The following is a 21,049-nucleotide window of genomic DNA, read 5'->3' as shown; positions in this document are numbered from 1 at the left end:
GGGTCAACGCTTCCGGACCGCAGTGCCCGTGCCCCCAGCAAAATCCTCGACGATCAACCCCATGCTCTCGATTTCGCTCCTTATACGGTCAGCGGTCACATAATCTTTGCGATATTTGGCAAGCATTCGCTCGTTTAAAAGTTGATCAAGGCGGTTCTGGTCAATACCACCGCGAAACCAGTGATCTGCAGACTGATTAAATAACCCCAACAATTTGCCCGCTGCGTAAAGTTCCGACGCTCTGCCCGAATCACCTTTCATGGCACCATCAGCGAGCATATGCATTACGGCAATCGCCCCCGGCGTATTAACGTCGTCCACCAAGACATCAACGAACGCTGGAGGGGGCTCCATTGCTTCAGTAGCCTTTGGATGCGCCTCTAAAGCGCGATAAAACCGGTCCAATTCGCGCTTCGCGTCGGCCAGCGCGGCATCGGTGAAATCCAGCACGCCGCGATAATGGGTTTTCAACAGCAGAAACCGCACCGCCTCACCCGGCGCGATGGCCAGCACATCCTGCACGGTCCTGAAATTGCCGAGCGATTTCGACATTTTCTCGCCGTCGACCTGAAGCATCGCATTATGCATCCAGACCCGCGAAAATTCCGAACCGGGAAACGCGCAGCACGATTGGGCAATCTCGTTCTCATGGTGCGGAAAGATCAGATCGGTGCCGCCGCCGTGAATGTCGATGGTCTCGCCGAGATGCTGATGGATCATCGCCGAGCATTCGATGTGCCAACCGGGCCGCCCCCGTCCCCACGGGCTGTCCCACCCCGGCAGATCATCCGGCGAGGGTTTCCACAGCACGAAATCGCCGGGATCGCGTTTGTAAGCGGCGACATCGACCCGCGCACCCGCCAGCAACTCATCGGTCGAGCGCCCCGAAAACTTGCCATAATCGGGGTCGGAGGCAACCGCGAACAGCACGTGGCCTTCGGCGGCATAGGCATGACCCCCCGCGATCAGCCGTTCCACCATCGCGATGATCTCGGGAATGCTCCCGGTCGCGCGGGGTTCGATGTCGGGTGGCAGGGCATACAGCGCGGCCATGTCGTTGTGAAACCATTCGGCGGTGCGGGCGGTGATGGCCCCGATGGACTCCCCGCTCTCGCGGGCGCGGGCGTTGATCTTGTCATCGATGTCGGTGATGTTCCGCACATAGGTCACGCGCGGGTACACAAGCCGCAGCAACCGAACCAGAACATCGAACACCACGACCGCACGGGCATTGCCGATATGGGCGCGGTCGTACACCGTCGGCCCGCACACATAGATCTTCACATGTTCGGGATCGAGCGGGGCAAACACCTCGCGACGACGGGTTCTGGTATTGTGCAGCTTGATTTGTAGCATGGCGCGGATGTCCTACCCGGCTTCAGGGAAGTCAACCATCCTCGATTGACAGGACCAAACCGGTCCGGTATCAATTCCGTCACCATATGAGAATGGTTCTCATTCTCATATAATGCCGGAGGAATGCATGTCAGAAACAACCACCGCGCCCGTGCGCCGCCGCTCGCGCCTGCCGTTTCTCGCGGTGTTCGGACCCGGGCTCGTGGTCATGCTGGCGGATACCGATGTCGGGTCCGTCATTACCGCCGCACAATCCGGCGTCGCCTGGGGCTACCGGCTGCTGCTGCTGCAATTCATTCTGATGCCGATCCTCTACGTGGTCCAGGAACTGACCGTGCGGCTGGGCATTTTCACCGGCAAGGGCCACGGCGAGTTGATCCGCGAGACCTTCGGTGCCAGTTGGGCCTGGCTTTCGGCGGCGGGGCTGACGGTCGCCGCGATCGGCGCGCTGCTCACCGAGTTTTCCGGCGTCGCCGGGGTCGGTGAACTCTATGGCGTGCCGCGCGGCGTTTCGGTCGGGCTGGCAGCGATTTTCCTGCTGATCATCGCGCTGACCGGATCATACCGGCGGGTCGAACGCATCGCGATCGCACTCGGCCTGTTCGAATTCGTGTTCTTCGCGATCGCCTATCTCGCCCATCCGAGCCTCCATGAAATGGCGGCGCAGGCGCTCAACCCGGCGCTCGGCAACGCCAACTACCTCTATCTCGTGGCGGCCAACATCGGCGCGGTGATCATGCCGTGGATGATTTTCTATCAGCAATCGGCGGTCGCGGACAAAAAACTCATCCCGGCCGATTTCCGCTACGCCCGCTGGGATACCGCGATCGGCGCAGTGGTGACGCAATTGGTGATGGCCGCCGTGCTGGTCGCCGCTGCGGCAACGATCGGCGCCAAAAACCATCAGGCGAGCCTGAACAGCGTGGGTGACATCGCCCACGCGCTGACCCCCTTCCTCGGCAAGACGGTGGGGAATCTGGTATTCGGCATCGGCGTGCTGGGAGCGGCCCTGATCGCCGCCATCGTCGCCTCCCTCGCGCTGGCCTGGGGGCTCGGCGAGGTCGCCGGCTATCGCCGCTCGCTCGAAGACCACCCGTTGCAGGCCAAATGGTTCTACGGAGTCTATGCGTTCTGCCTTATCGCGGGCGCCTTGCTGGTCGCTCTGGTACCCAACCTCGTTTTCCTCAACATCGCGGTCGAGGTAATGAACGCGCTACTCCTGCCGCTGGTGCTGGGCTTCCTGATCGCCCTCGCGGTGCGCGCCTTGCCCGCGCATATCCGCCTGCGGGGATGGTATCTCTGGCTCACTCTGTTTCTGGCAACGCTGACTGCGGGCCTCGGGGTCTATGGCGGTATTTCAGGAGCCGGGATATTCTGATTGCATGATGAAACTGCGCGCCCTGATTTTCGACGTCGACGGAACCCTCGCCGAAACCGAGGAACTCCACCGGATCAGCTTCAACGCCACCTTTGCCGAGGTCGGGCTCGATTGGGAGTGGGATCGCGCCATGTACCGCGACCTGCTGGCGGTAACCGGCGGCAAGGAACGGATCAGATATTATATCGACTCCTTCTATCAAAGCGTAGATCTCGCACCCGAGCGGATCAGGCAGATCCATGAGCGCAAAACTGCGATCTACACATCCCGCATGGCCGAAGGCGCGCTGGCACCCCGGCCGGGCATTCTGCGGCTGATCCACGAGGCGCGCGAGGCCGGGGTCAAATGCGCGATCGCAACCACCACGAGCCGCCCCAACATCGACGCGCTGCTCCAATCGGCCTTCGCACCGGATGCGGTCTCCTGGTTCGACGCGATCGCCGCCGGTGACGAAGTCGCCCGCAAGAAGCCGGCCCCCGATGTCTACACCCTCGCGCTGGAACGGCTGGGCCTCGCGCCGGAAGAGTGCCTCGCGATCGAGGATTCCCGCAACGGGCTTGAGTCAGCCCGCGCGGCGGGGCTGGACTGCATCATCACGGTCAGCCCCTACACCGATGGCCAGGATTTTTCGGCAGCCTTGCGGATCGTCGATCATCTCGGCGATCATGAGACCCCGAATGCAGCGGTGGAAGGCGGAATGGTCACACTGGCCATGCTGGAGACGATGCGGCGGTAGAGAAAGCGGCGAGGCGCTACCCCGAATTGGCGATCGCCAGAACACCGATCATCAGCGCGAAAATCAGCAGAATCGCCGCGATCGCAGAAAGTCCCGGATTCTCCGCCATCCGGGCAGCGATTTCTTTTCGCGGCATCGCAATCAACATGCGGATCAACGTGACCAGCATCATCAAGGCGATGAGACTACGAAAAATTATACCGATCGTCACGATTGGCTCCGGATTCGCGGTCCACGCCGATCGAAGGATCGTTGCCTGACCAAAAGCGCCACGAATATAGCCACGCTGACACTTCCGGAAGTTTGGTGAGCCCGGAGGGAATCGAACCCTCGACCCCAAGATTAAAAGTCTCGTGCTCTACCAGCTGAGCTACAGGCTCTCACCAAAACAGGATGCCACGCTAAGACTAGATCGCGCGGCTTTCGTCAACCCCGGCTTGCCCACCAAGGGCCGCCCTGCGCGGATTATCGGCGCAAGGCGGCCATGAAGCCGGCAGGGCTTTACGATTCCCGATCAGATCAGGCGGCGAGTTCCATCTTGATGATCTTGGTCGGATCGGTCACACGACCGCTCTGCCCGTGGCCCTTCTTGATCTGATTGACGTACTCCATGCCCTCGGTGACCTGACCGAACAGGGTGTATTTGTCATCGAGGAACGTGGCGGGATCGAAGCAGATGAAGAACTGGCTGTTGCCGCTGTTGGGGTCGTTGGCGCGGGCCATGCCGAGGGCGCCCGTGAGAAAGCTCGCCTTGGTGGTGAACTCGGCGGGAACGTTCGGCAGATCGCTGCCGCCGGTGCCGGTGTTGGTCGGGTCGCCGGTCTGCGCCATGAAGCCCGCGATCACGCGAAAGAACTCGCATCCATTATAAAATCCACGCCCGGTCAGGGTCTTGATCTGGGTGCAGGTCTTGGGTGCCAGATCGGGGCGGAGCACAATGGTGACGCGGCCGAACGGCAGGGTCATATAAATCGTGTTGGCCAGATCGGCGGGTGCGGCAGTGGCGGTATCGGACATGAAAACTCCAGCGAGGGGGGAAGCCGCCGTGGCGGCAAGAATGGTACGTCGTGTGATCATTTTGTTCTGCCAACCCTTCGCAGGGTTCTCTCCAAAGTCAGTTTCGGGACGAAACTCGATATGTCGCCGCCCAGTTGGGCGATTTCCTTGACGAAACGTGACGAGATGAATTGCTGGCGCTCGCTCGCCATCAGGAAAATCGTCTCGATTTTCGGATCGAGACGGGCGTTCATACCGGCCATCTGGAATTCGTAGTCGAAATCCGAGACCGCGCGCAACCCGCGCACGATCACATGCGCGCCAAGCTCCTGCGCGAATCCGATCAACAGCGAATCGAAAGCGCGCACCTCGATGATGGTACCGGTCCGCGCCGCAATCGGCTCGATCTCCGCACGCACCAGTTCCACCCGCTCGTCGCTCGGAAACAGCGGCCCCTTCCCGGCATTGCGCGCCACCCCGATCACCAGCCGCGCACACAGCGTTGCGGCCCGGCTGATGATATCGACATGGCCATTGGTGATCGGATCGAACGTCCCGGGATAAAGCCCGGTCAGCCCGCGCTCAGCCACCGGATTCGTCCTCGCCCGGAGCATCCCCGCCGTCATCGAGCACCGGAAACACGCTGGTCACCTGTTCATCCTTATCGACCCGCACGAGCGTCACCCCCATCGCCTGCCGCCCCGTGATCCGCACCTGATCGACCGGCGCGCGGATCAGCTTGCCATGATCGGTCACGAGCATGATGTCGTCCCCGGCGCGCACCGGGAAACTCGCAACCACCGCGCGGCCATTGCGCGCGGCAAGGGCGATATTGGTAATCCCCTGCCCGCCCCTGCCGGTGACGCGATATTCATAGGCCGAGGACCGTTTGCCGAACCCGCCGGTGGTGACGGTCAGCAGCATCTCTTCAGCCGCCGCGAGTTCGGCGGCCCGTTCCGGCGACAAGGTGATCTCAGCCGTGACCTCCTCGGGCTCGACGGTTTCGACATCGGCATCCTCGCCATTGTTCCGGCGCTGGGCGGCGGCGAGTTTGAGGTAAGCGGCGCGCTGATCGACGTCGGCATCGACATGACGCAGCACCGAAAGCGAGATCACCTCGTCCTCACTGCCGAGCCGGATGCCACGCACCCCGTTGGAATCCCGCCCCGCGAACACCCGCAACGTCTCATCGGTGATCTGAAACCGGATGCACCGCGCAAGCCGGGTGGCCAGAAACACGTCATCCCCCTCCCGGCAGGTCGCAACACCCACCAGATGATCCCCCTCATCCAGCTTCATCGCGATCAACCCGGACGAGCGGACATTGCGGAAATCCGCCAGCCGGTTGCGCCGGACATTGCCCGCAGCGGTGGCGAACACGAGGTGCAGATCGTTCCACAGGCTCTCGTCCTGCGGCAACGGCAGCACGGTGGTCACCGCATCGCCATTGAGTTCCGGCAGGATATTGACGATCGCGCGCCCCTTCGCGGCAGGGGCGGATTCCGGCAGGCGCCAGACCTTTTCGCGAAACACCTTGCCGCCCTTGCTGAAAAACAGCACGAACTGATGGGTATGGGCGTTGAAGCTGCGGGTGATCACGTCATCCCCGCGCATCGAAGCCGCCGCCCGGCCCCGTCCGCCCCGATTCTGGGCGCGGAACGCTTCCAGCGGGGTGCGCTTGATGAACCCGTCCCGTGTCATGGTCACGACCATCTGGCCGGGCTCGATCAGGCTTTCATCGTCCTGATCGGCGACGCTGTCCTCGATGCTGGTGCGTCGGGGCGAGCCGATCCGCGCCCGCACCGCCACCAGTTCCTCGCGCATCACTTCCAGCCGGCGCGGCCGCGAGCCAATGATCGCAAGCAATTCCCCGATTTTTTCCCCGACCTCGCGCAACTCGCCCTGGATCTTGTCGCGCTCCAACCCGGTCAGGCGTTGCAGGCGCAATTCCAGAATGCCCCGCGCCTGCGCTTCGGTCAGCCGCACCGTGCCGGCCTCGGTCACCTGGTTGCCGTGATCATCGATCAGCGCGAGCAGCGGCATCACATCGCCCGCCGGCCAGTCCCGCGCCATCAACGCCACCCGCGCCGCCGCCGCATCCGGCGCGGCGCGGATCAGGGCGATGACATCGTCGATATTCGCAACCGCAATCCCGAGCCCGACCAGAATATGCGCCCGGTCGCGCGCCTTGTTCAGATCGAACCGCGCGCGGCGCAAAATCACGTCCTCACGGAACGCGATGAAACAATCGAGCGCATCGCGCAGCCCGAGTTGCCGGGGCCGCCCCGCATCCAGCGCCAGCATGTTGATGGCGAAGCCGGTCTGCAACTGGGTGAACCGGTACAACTGGTTGAGCACCACCTCCGGCGTCGCATCGCGCTTGAGTTCCACCACCATGCGCATCCCGTCGCGGTCGCTCTCGTCGCGCAGATCGGAAATCCCCTCGACCTCCTTGTTGCGGACCAGTTCGGCGATCCGTTCCAGCAGCGTCGCCTTGTTGACCTGATACGGCAGCTCGCTGACCACGATGGCAAGCCGGTCCTTGCGAATCTCCTCGATCGCCGCGCGCGCCCGCACCACGATCGACCCCCGCCCGGTTTCGAACGCATTGCGAATGCCCGAACGCCCGAGAATCATGGCACCGGTCGGAAAATCCGGCCCGGGGACGATCTTCATCAGATCATCCAGCGTCGCCTCGGGGTGTTCGAGCAGATGCAGCGTCGCATCGATGATCTCGGTCGGGTTGTGCGGCGGAATATTGGTCGCCATGCCCACCGCGATGCCGTTGCCGCCATTGACCAGCAGATTGGGATAGGCGGCGGGCAACACACGCGGCTCATTGTCGGATTCATCGTAGGTCGGCTGGAAATCGACGGTATCGCGATCGATATCGGTCAGCAGCGCCATCGCCGCATCGGCCAGCCGCGCCTCGGTATAGCGCATCGCCGCCGGCGGATCGCCATCGACCGAGCCGAAATTGCCCTGACCGTCGATCAGCGGCACCCGCATCGAAAATCCCTGCGCCATCCGCACGGCGGCATCATAAATCGCGGCATCGCCATGCGGATGATACTTGCCCATCACATCACCGACCATGCGGGCCGATTTGCGATACGGCTTGTCCGGCGTGTTGCCCGATTCGGCCATGGCATACAAAATCCGCCGATGCACCGGCTTCAACCCGTCCCGTGCATCCGGCAGCGCGCGCGAAACGATCACGGACATGGCATAATCGAGATAGGAACGGCGCATTTCCTGCTCGATGGTCACGGGCGACAGGCCGCGCGGGCCTTCGGTAGTCTCGGATTGGTCGGTCATGCGGATGTCATATCATTTATGGTGAACACCGGCGAGAGGACGCCCAATCAAGCATATATTCGTGATTGGACATATGGGTGGCTCCATCCCCATTTCCGTCGCCGGAGCCGCCGGTGGGGGTGGCCACAAAAGGGGGGATCAAGGATATGCGAATCCACAGTCTCGCGGCAGGCGCGCTGGCATGCGCAACAATGGCGCTGCCGATGCGGGCACACGCCCAGGCGGCCACGAGCCCCGATTTCATCCATATCAGCGGCCAGATCCGCTCCTATTATTTCAGCCGCCTGACCGGATCGCCGCGCAAGGACAATCAGAACGCCTACAGCCTCGGCGGCATCCTGAACGTCAGCACCGAACCGGTTCTGGGCGGCTTCAGCGCAACGGCGAGCCTGTTCTACGCCAACTCCCTCGGGGCCAACGGGCGCAATCCGGCGACCATCGATTCGACCCTGATGGGCACCGGCCCCACCCTGGCATCGCTCGGTCAGGCCTATCTGCAATACCGGAACGATTTCCTGCTGCTCCGCGCCGGCGATCAGATCATCAAGACCCCCTGGATGGGCCCGCGCGATTCGCGAATGTTCCCCCAGACTTATCAGGGCGTGTTCGTGGCGGTGAAACCGGTCAGGGACATCACTCTGGTCGGCACCCGGGTATTCGCCTGGCAGTCGCGCACCTCGTCACGGTATGCTCAGGACAACCTCTATTACGCGACGCAGTACCAGAACGACGATCTTTACGGCACGGAAGGCGTCCTGCCCCGCACCGCAGCCCCCGCCCCGGGCACGCTCGCCTTCGGGGCCACCTACAAAACCCACAGGGTGGACGCGACCGCATGGTATTATAATTTCTACCAGTTCGCCCGGATGTTCTACACGCAGGGCACCTACGATTTCGGCCATGACGGCGCGGTGACACCTTTCGTCAGCGGCCAGTTCCTGCGCGAATGGTCCGGCGCCGGCATGTTCTCCCGCTATGATGCGGTCATGTTCCATCAGCCCGGTCACGATGTCGATACCACGCTCGAAGGCATCGAAGGCGGGGTGAACATCCCGCACGGCAAGCTCTTCCTCGGGTACGACGTCCTCCAACCCCACCCCGGCGCCTTCGGCGGCGGCGCGCTGGTTTCGCCCTACGAGAACTACAAGGTGATGTACGCCTCCTTCATGTCGACCAGCCTCGTCACCTTCGGACCGGGACACGCCATAGCCCTGGGCGCGGACTACACCGCCCTCGACCGCCGCCTGTCGCTGATGGGCGCGATCGCCGATTTCAACACCTATTACAGCGGCGATATCCATGCGCTTTATGCCAGCGTGCAGTATCGCCCGACGAAGCTGAAGAACCTCACCATCCGCGACCGCATGGTCATCAACAAATGCGCGAATAATCTATGCAACGAAACCAACACCTACGGATCACACGATTTCATCTATAACCGGGTGATGCTGGCCTACCGGTTCTGATCCGTCTCACATCCGGCCGGAAAGCCCCGCGGCGATCACCGCGAGCCGATCACCCAGGCTGCGCGGCCGCATTGGGTCGCCGCGTCGCACCCGCTGCAAATCCCGCCGCGCCAGCACGGCCGGCAGTGCCGCCGCGAGTGCAGCGCGCGGTGGCCGGTTCGCCAGCAGGAGCCGGGCAATATCGGGCAGATCGCGCAGCACCCCCGCATCCTCGGGCAGCAGCACCCGTCCGTGCGCCCTGAGCGCATCACCGGCTCGCAAAATCGCCACGATCCCATACCCGGTCCCGAGATCATCGAGGCACCCCAGCCCCGCCGCATCATCCACTCCGAGGCACCGTCCGGCCATCCGGCCCAGCCCTCCGGCGGTCCCGCGCACATAGGCCATGAACGCGGCCCCGCCCGCAATCGGCTCCGCCTCGGCCTCCCGCGCATCGACCAGCGCCGCCAACGCTACCGGATCGAGCGCGCCCGCCCCGATCGCCTCGCGCACAAGGTTGGCAACCGGATGATCGCGCGTCGCCCCTTCCACCACCTCGCGCCACCAGTGCAGCCGGATCAGCGCGAGCGGGGCCGAATGCGCCACCTCGCGCGCCCGCGCCAGTTCATGATTGAAAGCATAAAGCGTCAGCAGCCATCGCCGCCGCTCCGGTGGTGCGAATAAGGCACCGATAAACCGGTCCGGATCGGCCCGGCGCACCAGCGCGGCCAACTCGGCATCAGTCATTGCATCAGGCGATCGATGCTTGACGCGGCCATCGCCCGACCATAGCTACCGGTGACGCAACCGGTGCGGCTCGCGTGCCGGCGGTCAAGCAGAATCCTCAAACCGGATCGGAGATGCCACAATGGCGTTCGAACTCCCCGCATTACCCTATCCCCACGCAGCCCTGGCGGGCCACGGCATGTGCCAGGAGACCATGGAACTCCATCACGACAAGCACCACCAGGCCTATGTCACGGCACTGAACGGCTTCGTTGAAAAACATGCCGAACTCCAAGGCAAATCCCTCGAAGAGATCATTCACCACACCCACGGCAAGGCCGACATGGCCCCGGTGTTCAACAATGCCGGCCAGCATTGGAACCATAATCTGTTCTGGCCGATGATGTCACCGACCGACGGCGGCAAAATCCCCGCCCGGCTCGAAGCCAAACTGACCGAGGATTTCGGTTCGGTCGAGAAATTCAAGGAAGCGTTCAAAACCGCCGCCACCACCCAGTTCGGCTCCGGCTGGGCCTGGTTGATCCTGAAACCCGATGGCAAGCTGGCGGTGACCAAGACCCCCAACGGCTCCAACCCGCTCGCCACGAAGGAAGGCAAGGCCCTCCTCGGCATCGATGTGTGGGAACACTCCTACTACCTCGATTTCCGCAACCGCCGTCCGGATTATGTGACCAACTGGCTCGATAAGATCGCGCATTACGCCTACGCCGAACACCTCATGGCGTAACAACGCCAAGGAAGCGCTTCTTTTTTATAAAAAAGAAGCAAAAAAATTCCTGAATCGACAAGAGTTTTTTGGTTCTTTTTTGCAAAAAAGAACCGCTTCCTTATTTCGTGGCCTTCTTCACCTCAGCCACCTTGCCCGCTGGCTTCGGATCGCCCAACACTGTGCTGATCGTGCTTCGCAGCACCGTCACCCGCACATTGGGCGCGATATCCACCTCGATTTCCTCCGCGCCGTCCACCGCCTTGGCGACCTGCCCGATGAACCCGCCCCCGGTCACCACCTTGTCGCCGCGCTTGATCGCGGTCAGCCGGATCTTCTGCGCCTTGGCCTGCTGCTGCTGCGGACGGATCAGAATGAAATAGAAAACGATAACGATCAGAACGAGCGGCGCGAAATTGATGAGCGCCGACATACCGCCCGAATCGGCAGCGGTGGTTGCGGCATAGGCGGTGGCGATGAACATGAATGATACCCTGATCTGAAACGGTGATGGTTGCCCTTGGTCGCGCGGGACCATAGTTTGGCCGCCCGCCCCGTCAAGTCAGGACCCTGCATGGACCACGCCGTGACCGATCTGCTCGCCCGCATCGCCGACGCTCTGGAACGGCTCGCACCACCGGCCCCACCCCGTGCCTCGCTCGCCGACCACGATGCCTTCGTCTGGCATCCGTCCCGCCAGGTGCTCGAACCGGTCGATCACGTCGCCCGCGTCGATATCGATCTCCTCAAGGGCGTCGAACGCCAGAAGCAGATCCTGCTCGACAACACGATCCGCTTCGCGCGCGGTCTCCCCGCCAACAACGCGATGCTGTGGGGTTCGCGCGGCATGGGCAAATCCTCCCTGGTCAAAGCCGCCCACGCCGCCGCCAATCGCGAAATCCCCGGCAGCCTCGCCCTGATCGAAATCCACCGCGAGGATATCGGCACCCTCCCCGCCCTGCTCGACATCCTCCGCCGCGACTCCCGCCGCGCCCTCGTTCTGTGCGACGATTTGTCCTTCGAACGCGAGGATGCCGACTACAAAGCCCTCAAATCGGTGCTCGACGGCGGCATCAAAGGCCGGCCCGAAACCGTGCTGTTCTACGCGACCTCCAACCGCCGCCACCTGATGCCGCGCGACATGATCGAAAACGAGCGCAGCACCGCCATCAACCCTTCCGAGGCGACCGAGGAAAAAGTCTCTCTGTCGGACCGGTTCGGCATCTGGATCGGCTTTCACAAATGCGACCAGGCACAATTTCTCGCGATGGTCGAAGGCTACGCCGAAAAATTCCGCCTGCCGATCGAGCGCGAGCCGCTCCACGCCGAGGCGATCGAATGGTCGGTCACCCGCGGTGCCCGCTCGGGGCGGGTGGCGTGGCAGTTCATCAGCGATCTCGCCGGCCGCCTCGGCCACGATATCACGATGGCGGATGCCGATTTTTCATAAAATTTATTTTTGTTGAAAATTGCTTGCCTGCCACCGATTACGCAAGGGATGACAAGCAAAAATGCCACCCGGCGCAACGCCTCCCTCACACGCAGCCCATCATTGCGTCCCGCGCTGGTGCAATGCGGCATTTCGGCACAGGCATTGCTTGACAGCCCATATGGCAAACGGATTACAGACACCGAAATCATCGATCGGGCATGGCTGCCGCCACCCGGTCTTCAATTCACGATTAGGCCATAAACTGGCTGGAGAGCCCGCTGATGCTTGATGGCGCGACCATGAATGGCGGCCTGCCGCCCTGGGAACCCGATGAACTCGGCCTGCCACGGGCCGGCATTTTCAGCATCGTGCTGATGGCGGCGGTATTCGGCGGCATTTTCTATGCCGCCAACCACATGCCGCACGTCAAAAAGCCGGTGGTGCCGACCACCTTCGTCCATATGGTGCAGCTCCCCAAACCGAAACCACCACCGCCGCTGCCCAAACCGCCGCCGCCGGTCCCGGTGCCGGTACCCAAACCCATTCCGCACCCGATCGTGCATCACGTCTCGCCGAAACCGACCAAAATCCCGGTGCCGGTGAAACACGTCGTGATCCACCACCCGCCGCCGCCGCCCCTGAAAAAGCCGCCGCCGCCCCCGGCCCCGCCACCGGCGCCCGCCTATAATTTCGCCAATTATGCCGCCGGCCTCCGCGCCCCGATCCAGCACCTCGTCCACGTCAGCCGCGCGATGCGGATGCTGAAGCTGCAAGGCACGGTCTATATCGAGTTCTCCCTCACCCCCGCCGGCCGGCTGATTTCCGCCAGCATCTACAAAAGCAGCGGCAACCCCCTGATCGACAAAGCCGGCCTCGAAGCCGTGGAACGCATGCACTTCCCGGGATTTCCGGGCAGCGCAAACAAGACCTTCGCCTTGCCGATCGAGATCCTGCCCGAAGGATAAGACGGACAGGCTGCAACGAGTCCAATCAACCCCGCCATCTGGCGGGGTTTTTTTGTGCAAAATAAACTCCACCTATGCAAAATACGCCCAATAATTAGTCATCTTTTTCTACCAAACATCAAAGCTCGCTCACTTCACAAAATCGTGATAATTTAGCCATTCGTAATCCAAGTAACAAAACCGTCATCGTCTTCGGAATTATGTTACTCCCATCTTCTTGTGAATGACCGAAACTGTCGAGCCGATCCGCCAATCGGCATGGAACGCAGTGCCAAGCCGCAATCTCTTACGAAGTTTTCAGAATGTGGCCGAATTGCCCTAGCGAAAAAATCACGCACCCTAAATTATACGGAGGTCAGCCATGCAAAGCGGTGATGGCTGTCGAATTTTTCTCTGATCAGTCTGGGAGACTTGAATGATGATATCGCGATCCGGCCGTCACCGAATAATCCTGCTCACCGCCTGCTCGGTCGCGAGCGGCATGGTGTTCTCGGCCAGAGTCTGGGCGCAAACCGCACCGGCCCCCGTGATCGTTCCCGATACCGGTGCCGGCCCGATCATTCCGGGCGGTCCGGCAACGCCCGAAGCACAGGCCGTTCATATTGCGAAAATCAAAAAATATTATCGGGAATTGCTGCTGAAGGAAAAGAACGTCTCCACAGCAGTGTCCCATATCGACAAAAAGCAGATCGAATCGACCGGCACGCAGCAGGGCTCGATCCAGTCCCTGTTGAAACAGACGCCGTCGGTCAACGAATACCAGCAGAATATCGGTCAGGGCGTCCCCGTTCTCACGGTTCGCGGTGTCCGCAACTCCCAGTTGGCCTCGACCTTGAATGGGCTGATTCCCTTGCAGGATCTGCTCTCAGGCGGCCAGGGCGCCTTTTTGAATAACAATCTCGGGTCGCCCATCACGCTTGGCCAGTTGGAAAGCACCACGGTCTATCCGGGCGTCGCGCCGCCGGACAAGCAGGGCTTCGCGACCATCGGCGGCACCATCGCTTACGAATCCAAAAAGCCGACCGCCAAGCCTTACGCCGAGATTTTCGGCGGCATCGGGTCGTTCGACTCCAGCAATGCCGGTTTCGAAATCAACACCGGCGATATCGGCCAAGGGATCGATGCGCCGCGAGCCATTCTGCGGTATAACCAGAGCTACACTTACGGCTTCCCGGATGGCAACTCCATCCGCTCAGGCGACATGTATTTCCAGGTCGAGAAGCCCTATGATGAGGGTTTGTCCCACATGTCGGCGACCGTCATCTACAACCGCGCGGACGGTTACATCACGACCGCTCCCCTGCCGGTGCCGCTCCAACAGGCCAACAGCTACAGCTACAATTTCCCTCATTCACTGACCTACACGAGGGAGAACAACAAGTATCTGACGGCGATATTGCACGACGAGACCTATATCAACCCGCACCTGATCCTTGAGGGCAGCCTGTTCTATCTGCGTCAGCCGAGCACCTTCACCAGTTATCAGAACCCCAACACCATCGCCTATAATCCCGCCTTCCCCTACCAGGTCACGTTCCAGGTGCCCTATTTTGCCGATGGCCCGGTCGGACCCGGCACCGGCTTCTACTACAACCCGCCCTTCTTCACCTATAATCCGTTGGCCACCTTCGGTAGTTATACCGCTGGCGAGTCTGCCGAAGTCATTACCGGGGGGACCCAGACAATCGGTTTCAGCCCGCGCGCCAACATTTTCCTGCCGCATAACGACATCACGGTCGGCGGACTTTTCACCAAGTCAATGGGGTTGGGCGGAGCAAGCTACGTCTATGGTTCGGAACCGATGCCGCAGATCATCGGCTACAACTCGATCTCGTTCGGCGGCGGATCGCAACGGACCATCTATACCGTATTCGCTCAGGACAAGATCAATCTGTTCCACAACAAGCTCCACATCGAACCCGGTATCCAGTTGACCGGCGTGTATAGCAGCGCGATCGCGGCCTTCTCCTACTCGCAGGCCGACATCAATACCGGCCTGACCAGCAACCCGACCGGCAACTACAAGCTGCAGAACTACGGCAAACAGGCCGACCCCTATTTGGGCGTGACCTACGATTTCCCGCACAATTTCGTCGGATACGCCGAATACGGCAAAGGTGCCCGCTACGCGCCGATCGACGACTATACCCTCGGCACCGCCAACTCCCTCGGCATTTCCAGCACAACCTCCGCGCCAAAGCCGGAAGTCGTTCACGCCTACACCGCCGGTATCCGTTACGACACGCCGGATTTCTACCTGAACCTCGATACTTTCTACCAGAAGGTCACTGCACAGTTCTCGTTCTACACCAACTACCAGACCGGCGTTTCGAATTACTCCAATACCGGCGCGTCAGCCTATCACGGCTATGAAATGTCGACGAAATACCGCCTGACCAATGACATCGAACTGTTCGGCAATGCGTCCTATACTCAGGCCCAATATCTCAACAATTTCTTTGCGAGCGTAACGCCGTTCCAAGGGCAGTTCGGCTACGCATTCAAGGGCGAACCCCTCGCCGGTGTGCCGAACTGGCTTGGTAATTTCGGCGTCGAATACGATCACGGTCCGTTCTCGGCTCGCCTCAGCGCATCCTATACCGGGCAGCAGTTCATCACCTACGACTTCGCACCCCAACTGCCGGACAATCCGGAAATCGCACCGCCAAGCCCCAATTCAAGCCTGGCGCTGGCAACAACGCCTTACTACGCAGTGCCCCAATCCGTACTCGGCAACAAACTCAGCGGCTTCGGCCCGATTCCGCAGAACTTCAAATTGCCGTCCTATTTCCTGGCAAACGTATATCTCAGCTACAAACTTCCGATGCATGGTTACGAGCATCTTCAGTACCTCAAGTTCTCGCTGAACGTACAGAACCTTCTGGGACTGCATTATTATCAGCATTACTTCCTCGCACCGGCGGAACTGCCCCTGAATGGCGGATTCGCACTCACGCCAACCTACGCATCGTCCTATGTCGGAATCCCGCGTTCGATCTTCTTCAACGTCACCGCGCGATTCTGACAAAACTGACACGACTGAGAAAAACCGGCCAATAGGCCGGTTTTTTTCTACCCGGAATTCCAAAACGCCCCGGATTGCGTTCCATACCCATCCAAATTCACACAATTGTGATATTAAGGTGACAAAAACTGTTCACCGAAATGAGTAGGCACTCTATCGACGCATTTTCGAAAATAAAAATCGTTTGTAGCCGACTTTGAGATATTTTTTTGAAATTTAATAAAACCCATTTCATGAATATGTAACGATACGAAAGCGGAAAGGACATAGCTGTGTCCTGAACGCTCTAGCCAGCAAAAACCCCCCCATGCGACATGCGCGCCTCTGCACCGCGTTTGCTGACATGCGCGATCAAAATTTGGATTCGGGTTCACCGCCCCTCAGGGGCTCTGGGAGTTGTCTATGCAAGTTGGAACGAGGCGAAAGCGCATTCTGCTGATCACCGCCTGCTCGGTCGCGAGCGGCATGGTGTTTTCGGCACGGGTCTGGGCGCAAAGCGCGCCCGCCCCGATCATCATCCCCGCCACACCGGCCACCGGTAACGCCCCGATCATTCCGGGCGGCGCCACCACGCCCGAGGCGCAGGCGGTCCACATCCAGAAGATCAAGAAGTTTTATAAAGAACTTCTGCTCAAAGAGAAAAACATCGCCAACGCCGTTTCTTCGGTCAACCAGAAACAGATCGAGGCCGAGGGCACTCAGCAGGGCTCTATCCAGTCGCTGCTCAAACAAACTCCGTCCGTCAACGAATACCAGCAGAATATCGGCCAGGGCGTTCCCGTGTTGACGGTTCGCGGCGTCCGCAACAGCCAGCTCGCTCAGACGCTCGATGACGTCCCGCTTCAGGACCTCATCTCCGGCGGCCAGGGCGCATTCCTCTCGAACAATATCGGCTCGCCGATCACGCTGGGCCAAATTTCCGGCACCACCGTCTATCCGGGCGTCGCCCCGCCGGACAAGCAGGGATTCGCAACGGTTGGCGGTACGATTGCCTACACGACCAAAAAGCCGAGTGACAAGCCTTCCGCCGAAATCTTCGGCGGCATTGGCTCGTTCGACACCAGCCATGCCGGCTTTGAACTAAACACCGGCAACATCGGCACCGGTATCGATGCCCCGCGGGCCCTTCTGCGCTATAATCAGAGCTACACGGCAGGTTTTCCGGACGGCAACTCCATCCGCTCCGGCGACATGCTGTTCTCGCTCGTGAAACCGTACAACGAGGGCCTCTCCCACGTTTCGGCAACCATTATCTACAATCGCGCCCAGGGATACATTTCGGCGTTCTCGCTCCCGACCACGCTGCAACAATCGAACAGCTACAGCTACAACTTCCCGCATTCGCTCAGCTTCACGAATGAGAACAATAAATACCTCACCGTCATTCTCGGCGATCAGACCTACGTCAATCCGCACCTGATCCTGAGCGGCAAACTGTTCATGATCCACTCGTCGGATGTGTTCACGAGCTACATGAACCCGAACGTGGCCGGCACCTACTCCTACGACCCATCGTTTCCGTATCAGGTGAATTTCCAGGTCCCCTACCTCGCTTACGGCGCACTTGGCCCGACGGCACTGGCCAATGGCGTGTCAACCAACCCGTCGGGCTATCGCCCCGGCGCCTTCACCTACGACCCGTACCAGTTCGCTCCGGCCGGCTGCAGCCCGACCAACCCGACCTGCTATTCCTACGGCGAGGCGGCAGAGGAGAATATCGGCCACTCCACCACCATCGGCTTCGCGCCGAAGGCGAACATCTTCCTGCCGCACAACGACATCACGGTGGGCGCCCTCATCGCGAAGGAATCGAGCGGTGGTGAAGACTTCATGTACTCGACTGCCGATATGCCGAACGAAATCGGGTATAATTCGGATTCATTCGGCGGCGGCATCCAGCGGACACTCTACTCCGCCTACGCGCAGGACCGGATCAACCTGCTGGACAACAAGCTGCATCTTGAGCCCGGCGTCACGTTTACCGGCGTCTATACCAGCAACATCACCCAATACAGTCTCCAGGGCCTCCCTGCGAAACTCCAGAATTTCGGAGCCGTCGCCGAACCCTATTTCGGAATCAGCTACGATCTTCCGCATAATATGGTTGCCTATGCCAGCTACGGAAAATCGGCACGGTTCGCGCCCGCAACCGACTACACCCAGGGCGTAACCGGAAGCACAACCCAGGCTCCGACACCGGAAATCGTTCACCTGTACGAGGCGGGTCTTCGTTACGATACGCCACGTCTTTATTTGAACGCCGATGTCTATTACCAGAAAATCAACGACCAGTTCTCGTTCTATACCAACTACCAAACTCTGGTTTCAACATACGCAAATACCGGCGCAAGCCAGTATCACGGCTATGAAGCATCCGGAAAATTCCGTCTGACTCACGACCTCGAATTTTTCGGAAATGCCTCCTACACCCAGGCGCAATACCTCAACAGCTTCTTCGCGCAGGACACGCCATTCGAGGGGCAGTTCGGATATGCGTTCAAGGGTCAGCCGCTGGCCGGCGTGCCGAACTGGCTGGGCAATTTCGGTGTCGAGTTCGATCACGGTCCGTTCGAGGCTCGCCTGAGCGGCCAATACACCGGCCAGCAGTTCATAACCTTCGATCTGCCGTCTCAGTTGCCTAACAGTCCTACCATCGTCCCCGGCGCTCCCAACAGCGCTCTGGCTCTGGCGACCACGCCCTACTATCCCAACACTCAGGCCAATCTGGCCAACACGCTGGGCGGCCAACCGAACATTCAGAACTTCAAACTGCCGGGCTACCTGCTGACCAATCTCTATCTGGCCTACAATCTGAAGCTGCACGGATACGATCATTTGAAAGAGCTGAAGTTCTCGATCAATGTTCACAACCTGCTTGGCCTGCACGCCTACGAACATTACTTCCTCTCGCCTGCGGAAATCCCGCAGGGTGGCGGCTTTGCGTTGACCCCGAGCTACGCCTCGGCCTTCAACGTGATCCCCCGCTCGATCTTCTTCAACGTCTCGGCGAAGTTCTGATCACCTGAACGAGGCTGCCGAAGGGGTGGCATCCGTGCCACCCTTTCGTGCGATTCGGCATGAAAACATCATGCCCCGGCATTGAAAATTTCAATTCCCTTCGCATGTGCGAAACTGTTTTCCAAACCTTAACTTATTTTGCATTTCCGCTTTGCAAGCCTCGGTATTTCTGCTTGACGAGCGTTCCATGGATCGGCGAGAGCAAAGAATGACCATGCGGCCAGCACATGTGCAGACAGGTACGAACAACCGGTTCACCCGCCTGCGCCGCTGCCTCCTCGCCGCCGCCCTCTCTCTGCCCCTCCCCGCCCTCGCCGCCGCCCCGCAAGCCTGCGGCACCGTCATCGTCCCCCCCGGCGTCGGCCTCGGCACCCCTCCGGCCTCCGTCACCTCGCTCAACCCGTTCCTGATCAGCAGCGCCTATAACGGCGAGGCGTCCAGTCTGATGTATTACGGGCTGCTCTACATCAACCGGGACCACAAAATCGTTTGGCCCCGCAGTCTCGCCACCAAAATCGATGTCTCGAAAAATAACACCGTTTTCACCGTCACCATGAAACCATGGAAATGGTCGGATGGCCGCCCGGTGACCACCAGGGACGTCAAGTTCACCTACGACCTGATCAAGCGCCTCGGGCCGACCTATCCCGGGTATAATTCGGGCGGTGTTCCGAACCTGATCAAATCATTCGATATTCTCGGTCCGGAAACGTTTTCGGTCACCCTGAAGCACCCGGTCAATCCCGACTGGTTCGAACTGCTCGGCCTCGCCCAGTTCGTGCCCTACCCGGCCCATGCCTGGGGCAAATACACCATCAATCAGATGTGGCGTCATCAGTCCGATCCGGCATTCTTCAAGGTGGTCGATGGCCCGTATCAGCTCGTGAAATTCAAGCTGGGCCGCTTCATCGAATTCGCCCCCAACCCGACCTACCAGGGTCATAAATCGCAGATCCGCCGGTTCATCATGACATTCCTCCACTCGTCGGGATCGGAGATCGAGGGAATGCAGAGCGGCACGCTGGATGTCAGCAACCTCCCGTTCTCGCTCTGGAATGCCGTCGCAAAATTGAAAGACGTGCGCCGGATCAAGATGACGCCGAATTTCGGCTTCCAATTCATCCAGTTGAACTACAAAAACCCGGCCGTGCCCTTCTTTCACGACGTCAGGGTCCGGCAAGCGATGGCAGATGCCATCAATCAGGAGCAGGTGGTCCATGTCCTGTTCCATGACGCCTCCAAACCGGAATACGGCCCCATCCCGGTCATCCCCTCCACGTTCCTGCCCCCATCGGAAAAGGCCGGAAAATATCCGATCGGCTACGATCCGGCCAAGGCGCGCAAATTGCTCGACGAAGCGGGCTGGAAGCCCGGCCCCGACGGCATCCGGGAAAAGAACGGAAAAAAACTCGCCTTCACCCTCCTGACCCCCTCCGGCGGCACCACCTCGACGCTCTGGACCGAAATCCAGCAACAGGATTTGCGCGCGGTCGGCATCGACATGAAGATCCGCCAGGTCACGTTCAATCAGTTGATGGCGCTCGATTACCGGCCTCTCACATGGGAAGCCATGGCGTTCGGATGGTCGCTCGGCAGCTTCCCGTCCGATGCCGCGCAACTCGGCTCCAAAGGCAGCTACAATCAGGAAGGCTACAACGACAAAAAGATGGACGAACTTCTCGCCGCGGTGACAACCACGCCCGGCCTGTCTGCCTTGTACGCCTACGAGAAATACGCGGTCGAGCAACAGCCGATCATTTTCCAGAACGATACCGGTGTCGTCGTGCTCGCCCGGAAAGGGCTGCGCGGCATCCGCAAGTTCATCAGCCCCACCGGTGGCTGGTCGCCGCAATATCTCCATTGGACCACGCCGGACTGCGCCTCGCAGGTCGCGGATAACGTCGCGCCATCTTCACCGTGAAGGCTC

The 21,049-nt window shown here is 60.4% G+C and carries 16 protein-coding genes and 1 tRNA gene; 9 read left to right on the top strand and 8 right to left on the bottom strand.

Features of this window, described 5'->3' with window-relative positions:
• Positions 1-3: 3 nt before the first annotated feature.
• Entirely contained in the window at positions 4-1,356 is a 1,353-nt protein-coding gene (gene cysS / locus SIL87_RS09235) for a cysteine--tRNA ligase (RefSeq protein ID WP_319613883.1), read from the bottom strand.
• Positions 1,357-1,483: 127 nt separating this feature from the next.
• On the opposite strand from cysS, the gene SIL87_RS09230 reads away from it, so the two are divergent.
• Together SIL87_RS09230 and SIL87_RS09225 are read left to right on the top strand one after the other, a co-directional pair.
• Positions 1,484-2,734 (top strand): NRAMP family divalent metal transporter, encoded by a 1,251-nt coding sequence (locus tag SIL87_RS09230; RefSeq protein ID WP_319613882.1) that lies wholly within the window; start codon positions 1,484-1,486, stop codon positions 2,732-2,734.
• A 4-nt stretch (positions 2,735-2,738) separates the two neighbouring features.
• Entirely contained in the window at positions 2,739-3,470 is a 732-nt protein-coding gene (locus tag SIL87_RS09225) for an HAD family hydrolase (protein WP_319613881.1), read from the top strand.
• Between the two features lie 16 nt (positions 3,471-3,486).
• On the opposite strand, the gene SIL87_RS09220 is transcribed toward SIL87_RS09225, so the two are convergent.
• The 5 genes from SIL87_RS09220 to gyrA all read right to left on the bottom strand — a co-directional run bounded on the left by SIL87_RS09220 (position 3,487) and on the right by gyrA (position 7,784).
• A complete protein-coding gene (locus tag SIL87_RS09220; RefSeq protein ID WP_319613880.1) occupies positions 3,487-3,681 on the bottom strand; it encodes a hypothetical protein in 195 nt (64 codons plus the stop codon).
• 93 nt (positions 3,682-3,774) lie between these two features.
• A tRNA-Lys gene (locus SIL87_RS09215) sits at positions 3,775-3,850 on the bottom strand.
• A gap of 139 nt (positions 3,851-3,989) precedes the next feature.
• Complete coding sequence (locus tag SIL87_RS09210; RefSeq protein WP_456304836.1) at positions 3,990-4,487, bottom strand: peptidylprolyl isomerase; 498 nt, start codon at positions 4,485-4,487, stop codon at positions 3,990-3,992.
• A gap of 56 nt (positions 4,488-4,543) precedes the next feature.
• Complete coding sequence (gene coaD / locus SIL87_RS09205; RefSeq protein WP_319613878.1) at positions 4,544-5,056, bottom strand: pantetheine-phosphate adenylyltransferase; 513 nt, start codon at positions 5,054-5,056, stop codon at positions 4,544-4,546.
• Entirely contained in the window at positions 5,049-7,784 is a 2,736-nt protein-coding gene (gyrA, locus tag SIL87_RS09200; RefSeq protein ID WP_319613877.1) for a DNA gyrase subunit A, read from the bottom strand. The genes coaD and gyrA overlap by 8 nt, the downstream gene beginning before the upstream one ends.
• A gap of 146 nt (positions 7,785-7,930) precedes the next feature.
• Between gyrA and SIL87_RS09195 the strand changes: the two genes are divergently transcribed.
• The gene (locus SIL87_RS09195) at positions 7,931-9,250 is read left to right on the top strand and encodes an OprD family outer membrane porin (protein WP_319613876.1); all 1,320 of its coding nucleotides are present in this window, start codon (positions 7,931-7,933) and stop codon (positions 9,248-9,250) included.
• Between the two features lie 6 nt (positions 9,251-9,256).
• Here the strand turns inward: SIL87_RS09195 and SIL87_RS09190 are convergent, their stop codons facing one another.
• Positions 9,257-9,976, bottom strand: coding sequence for a phytoene/squalene synthase family protein (locus SIL87_RS09190; protein ID WP_319613875.1), 720 nt, complete (start codon positions 9,974-9,976; stop codon positions 9,257-9,259).
• A gap of 121 nt (positions 9,977-10,097) precedes the next feature.
• Between SIL87_RS09190 and SIL87_RS09185 the strand changes: the two genes are divergently transcribed.
• Positions 10,098-10,703, top strand: a complete 606-nt coding sequence (locus SIL87_RS09185) for a superoxide dismutase (protein ID WP_319613874.1) — start codon at positions 10,098-10,100, stop codon at positions 10,701-10,703.
• 100 nt (positions 10,704-10,803) lie between these two features.
• Here SIL87_RS09185 and yajC read toward each other — a convergent pair whose 3' ends face one another.
• Positions 10,804-11,166, bottom strand: a complete 363-nt coding sequence (gene yajC, locus SIL87_RS09180) for a preprotein translocase subunit YajC (protein WP_319613873.1) — start codon at positions 11,164-11,166, stop codon at positions 10,804-10,806.
• 90 nt (positions 11,167-11,256) lie between these two features.
• On the opposite strand from yajC, the gene SIL87_RS09175 reads away from it, so the two are divergent.
• The 5 genes from SIL87_RS09175 to SIL87_RS09155 all read left to right on the top strand — a co-directional run bounded on the left by SIL87_RS09175 (position 11,257) and on the right by SIL87_RS09155 (position 21,043).
• On the top strand, positions 11,257-12,132 hold the full coding sequence (locus SIL87_RS09175) for an ATP-binding protein (protein WP_319613872.1): 876 nt from the start codon (positions 11,257-11,259) through the stop codon (positions 12,130-12,132).
• Between the two features lie 263 nt (positions 12,133-12,395).
• Entirely contained in the window at positions 12,396-13,079 is a 684-nt protein-coding gene (locus tag SIL87_RS09170) for an energy transducer TonB (protein WP_319613871.1), read from the top strand.
• 481 nt (positions 13,080-13,560) lie between these two features.
• Positions 13,561-16,104 (top strand): TonB-dependent receptor, encoded by a 2,544-nt coding sequence (locus tag SIL87_RS09165; protein ID WP_319613870.1) that lies wholly within the window; start codon positions 13,561-13,563, stop codon positions 16,102-16,104.
• 402 nt (positions 16,105-16,506) lie between these two features.
• On the top strand, positions 16,507-19,122 hold the full coding sequence (locus tag SIL87_RS09160) for a TonB-dependent receptor (RefSeq protein ID WP_319613869.1): 2,616 nt from the start codon (positions 16,507-16,509) through the stop codon (positions 19,120-19,122).
• A 208-nt stretch (positions 19,123-19,330) separates the two neighbouring features.
• A complete protein-coding gene (locus tag SIL87_RS09155; protein WP_319613868.1) occupies positions 19,331-21,043 on the top strand; it encodes a peptide ABC transporter substrate-binding protein in 1,713 nt (570 codons plus the stop codon).
• Positions 21,044-21,049: the final 6 nt, after the last annotated feature.

It is taken from the genome of Acidiphilium acidophilum, from assembly GCF_033842475.1.
GTDB lineage: Bacteria > Pseudomonadota > Alphaproteobacteria > Acetobacterales > Acetobacteraceae > Acidiphilium > Acidiphilium acidophilum.
The sequence above is the reverse complement of the archived record's forward strand: the minus strand, read 5'-3'. Positions and strand labels throughout refer to the sequence as shown.

Excerpts from the sequence above, each read along its gene's own strand:
- cysS (WP_319613883.1), bottom strand. The coding sequence starts at position 1,356 with ATGCTACAAATCAAGCTGCACAATACCAGAACCCGTCGTCGCGAGGTG.
- SIL87_RS09230 (WP_319613882.1), top strand. The coding sequence starts at position 1,484 with ATGTCAGAAACAACCACCGCGCCCGTGCGCCGCCGCTCGCGCCTGCCG.
- SIL87_RS09225 (WP_319613881.1), top strand. The coding sequence starts at position 2,739 with ATGATGAAACTGCGCGCCCTGATTTTCGACGTCGACGGAACCCTCGCC.
- SIL87_RS09210 (WP_456304836.1), bottom strand. The coding sequence starts at position 4,487 with ATGTCCGATACCGCCACTGCCGCACCCGCCGATCTGGCCAACACGATT.
- gyrA (WP_319613877.1), bottom strand. The coding sequence starts at position 7,784 with ATGACCGACCAATCCGAGACTACCGAAGGCCCGCGCGGCCTGTCGCCC.
- SIL87_RS09195 (WP_319613876.1), top strand. The coding sequence starts at position 7,931 with ATGCGAATCCACAGTCTCGCGGCAGGCGCGCTGGCATGCGCAACAATG.
- SIL87_RS09190 (WP_319613875.1), bottom strand. The coding sequence starts at position 9,976 with ATGACTGATGCCGAGTTGGCCGCGCTGGTGCGCCGGGCCGATCCGGAC.
- SIL87_RS09185 (WP_319613874.1), top strand. The coding sequence starts at position 10,098 with ATGGCGTTCGAACTCCCCGCATTACCCTATCCCCACGCAGCCCTGGCG.
- yajC (WP_319613873.1), bottom strand. The coding sequence starts at position 11,166 with ATGTTCATCGCCACCGCCTATGCCGCAACCACCGCTGCCGATTCGGGC.
- SIL87_RS09175 (WP_319613872.1), top strand. The coding sequence starts at position 11,257 with ATGGACCACGCCGTGACCGATCTGCTCGCCCGCATCGCCGACGCTCTG.
- SIL87_RS09170 (WP_319613871.1), top strand. The coding sequence starts at position 12,396 with ATGCTTGATGGCGCGACCATGAATGGCGGCCTGCCGCCCTGGGAACCC.
- SIL87_RS09165 (WP_319613870.1), top strand. The coding sequence starts at position 13,561 with ATGGTGTTCTCGGCCAGAGTCTGGGCGCAAACCGCACCGGCCCCCGTG.
- SIL87_RS09160 (WP_319613869.1), top strand. The coding sequence starts at position 16,507 with ATGCAAGTTGGAACGAGGCGAAAGCGCATTCTGCTGATCACCGCCTGC.
- SIL87_RS09155 (WP_319613868.1), top strand. The coding sequence starts at position 19,331 with ATGACCATGCGGCCAGCACATGTGCAGACAGGTACGAACAACCGGTTC.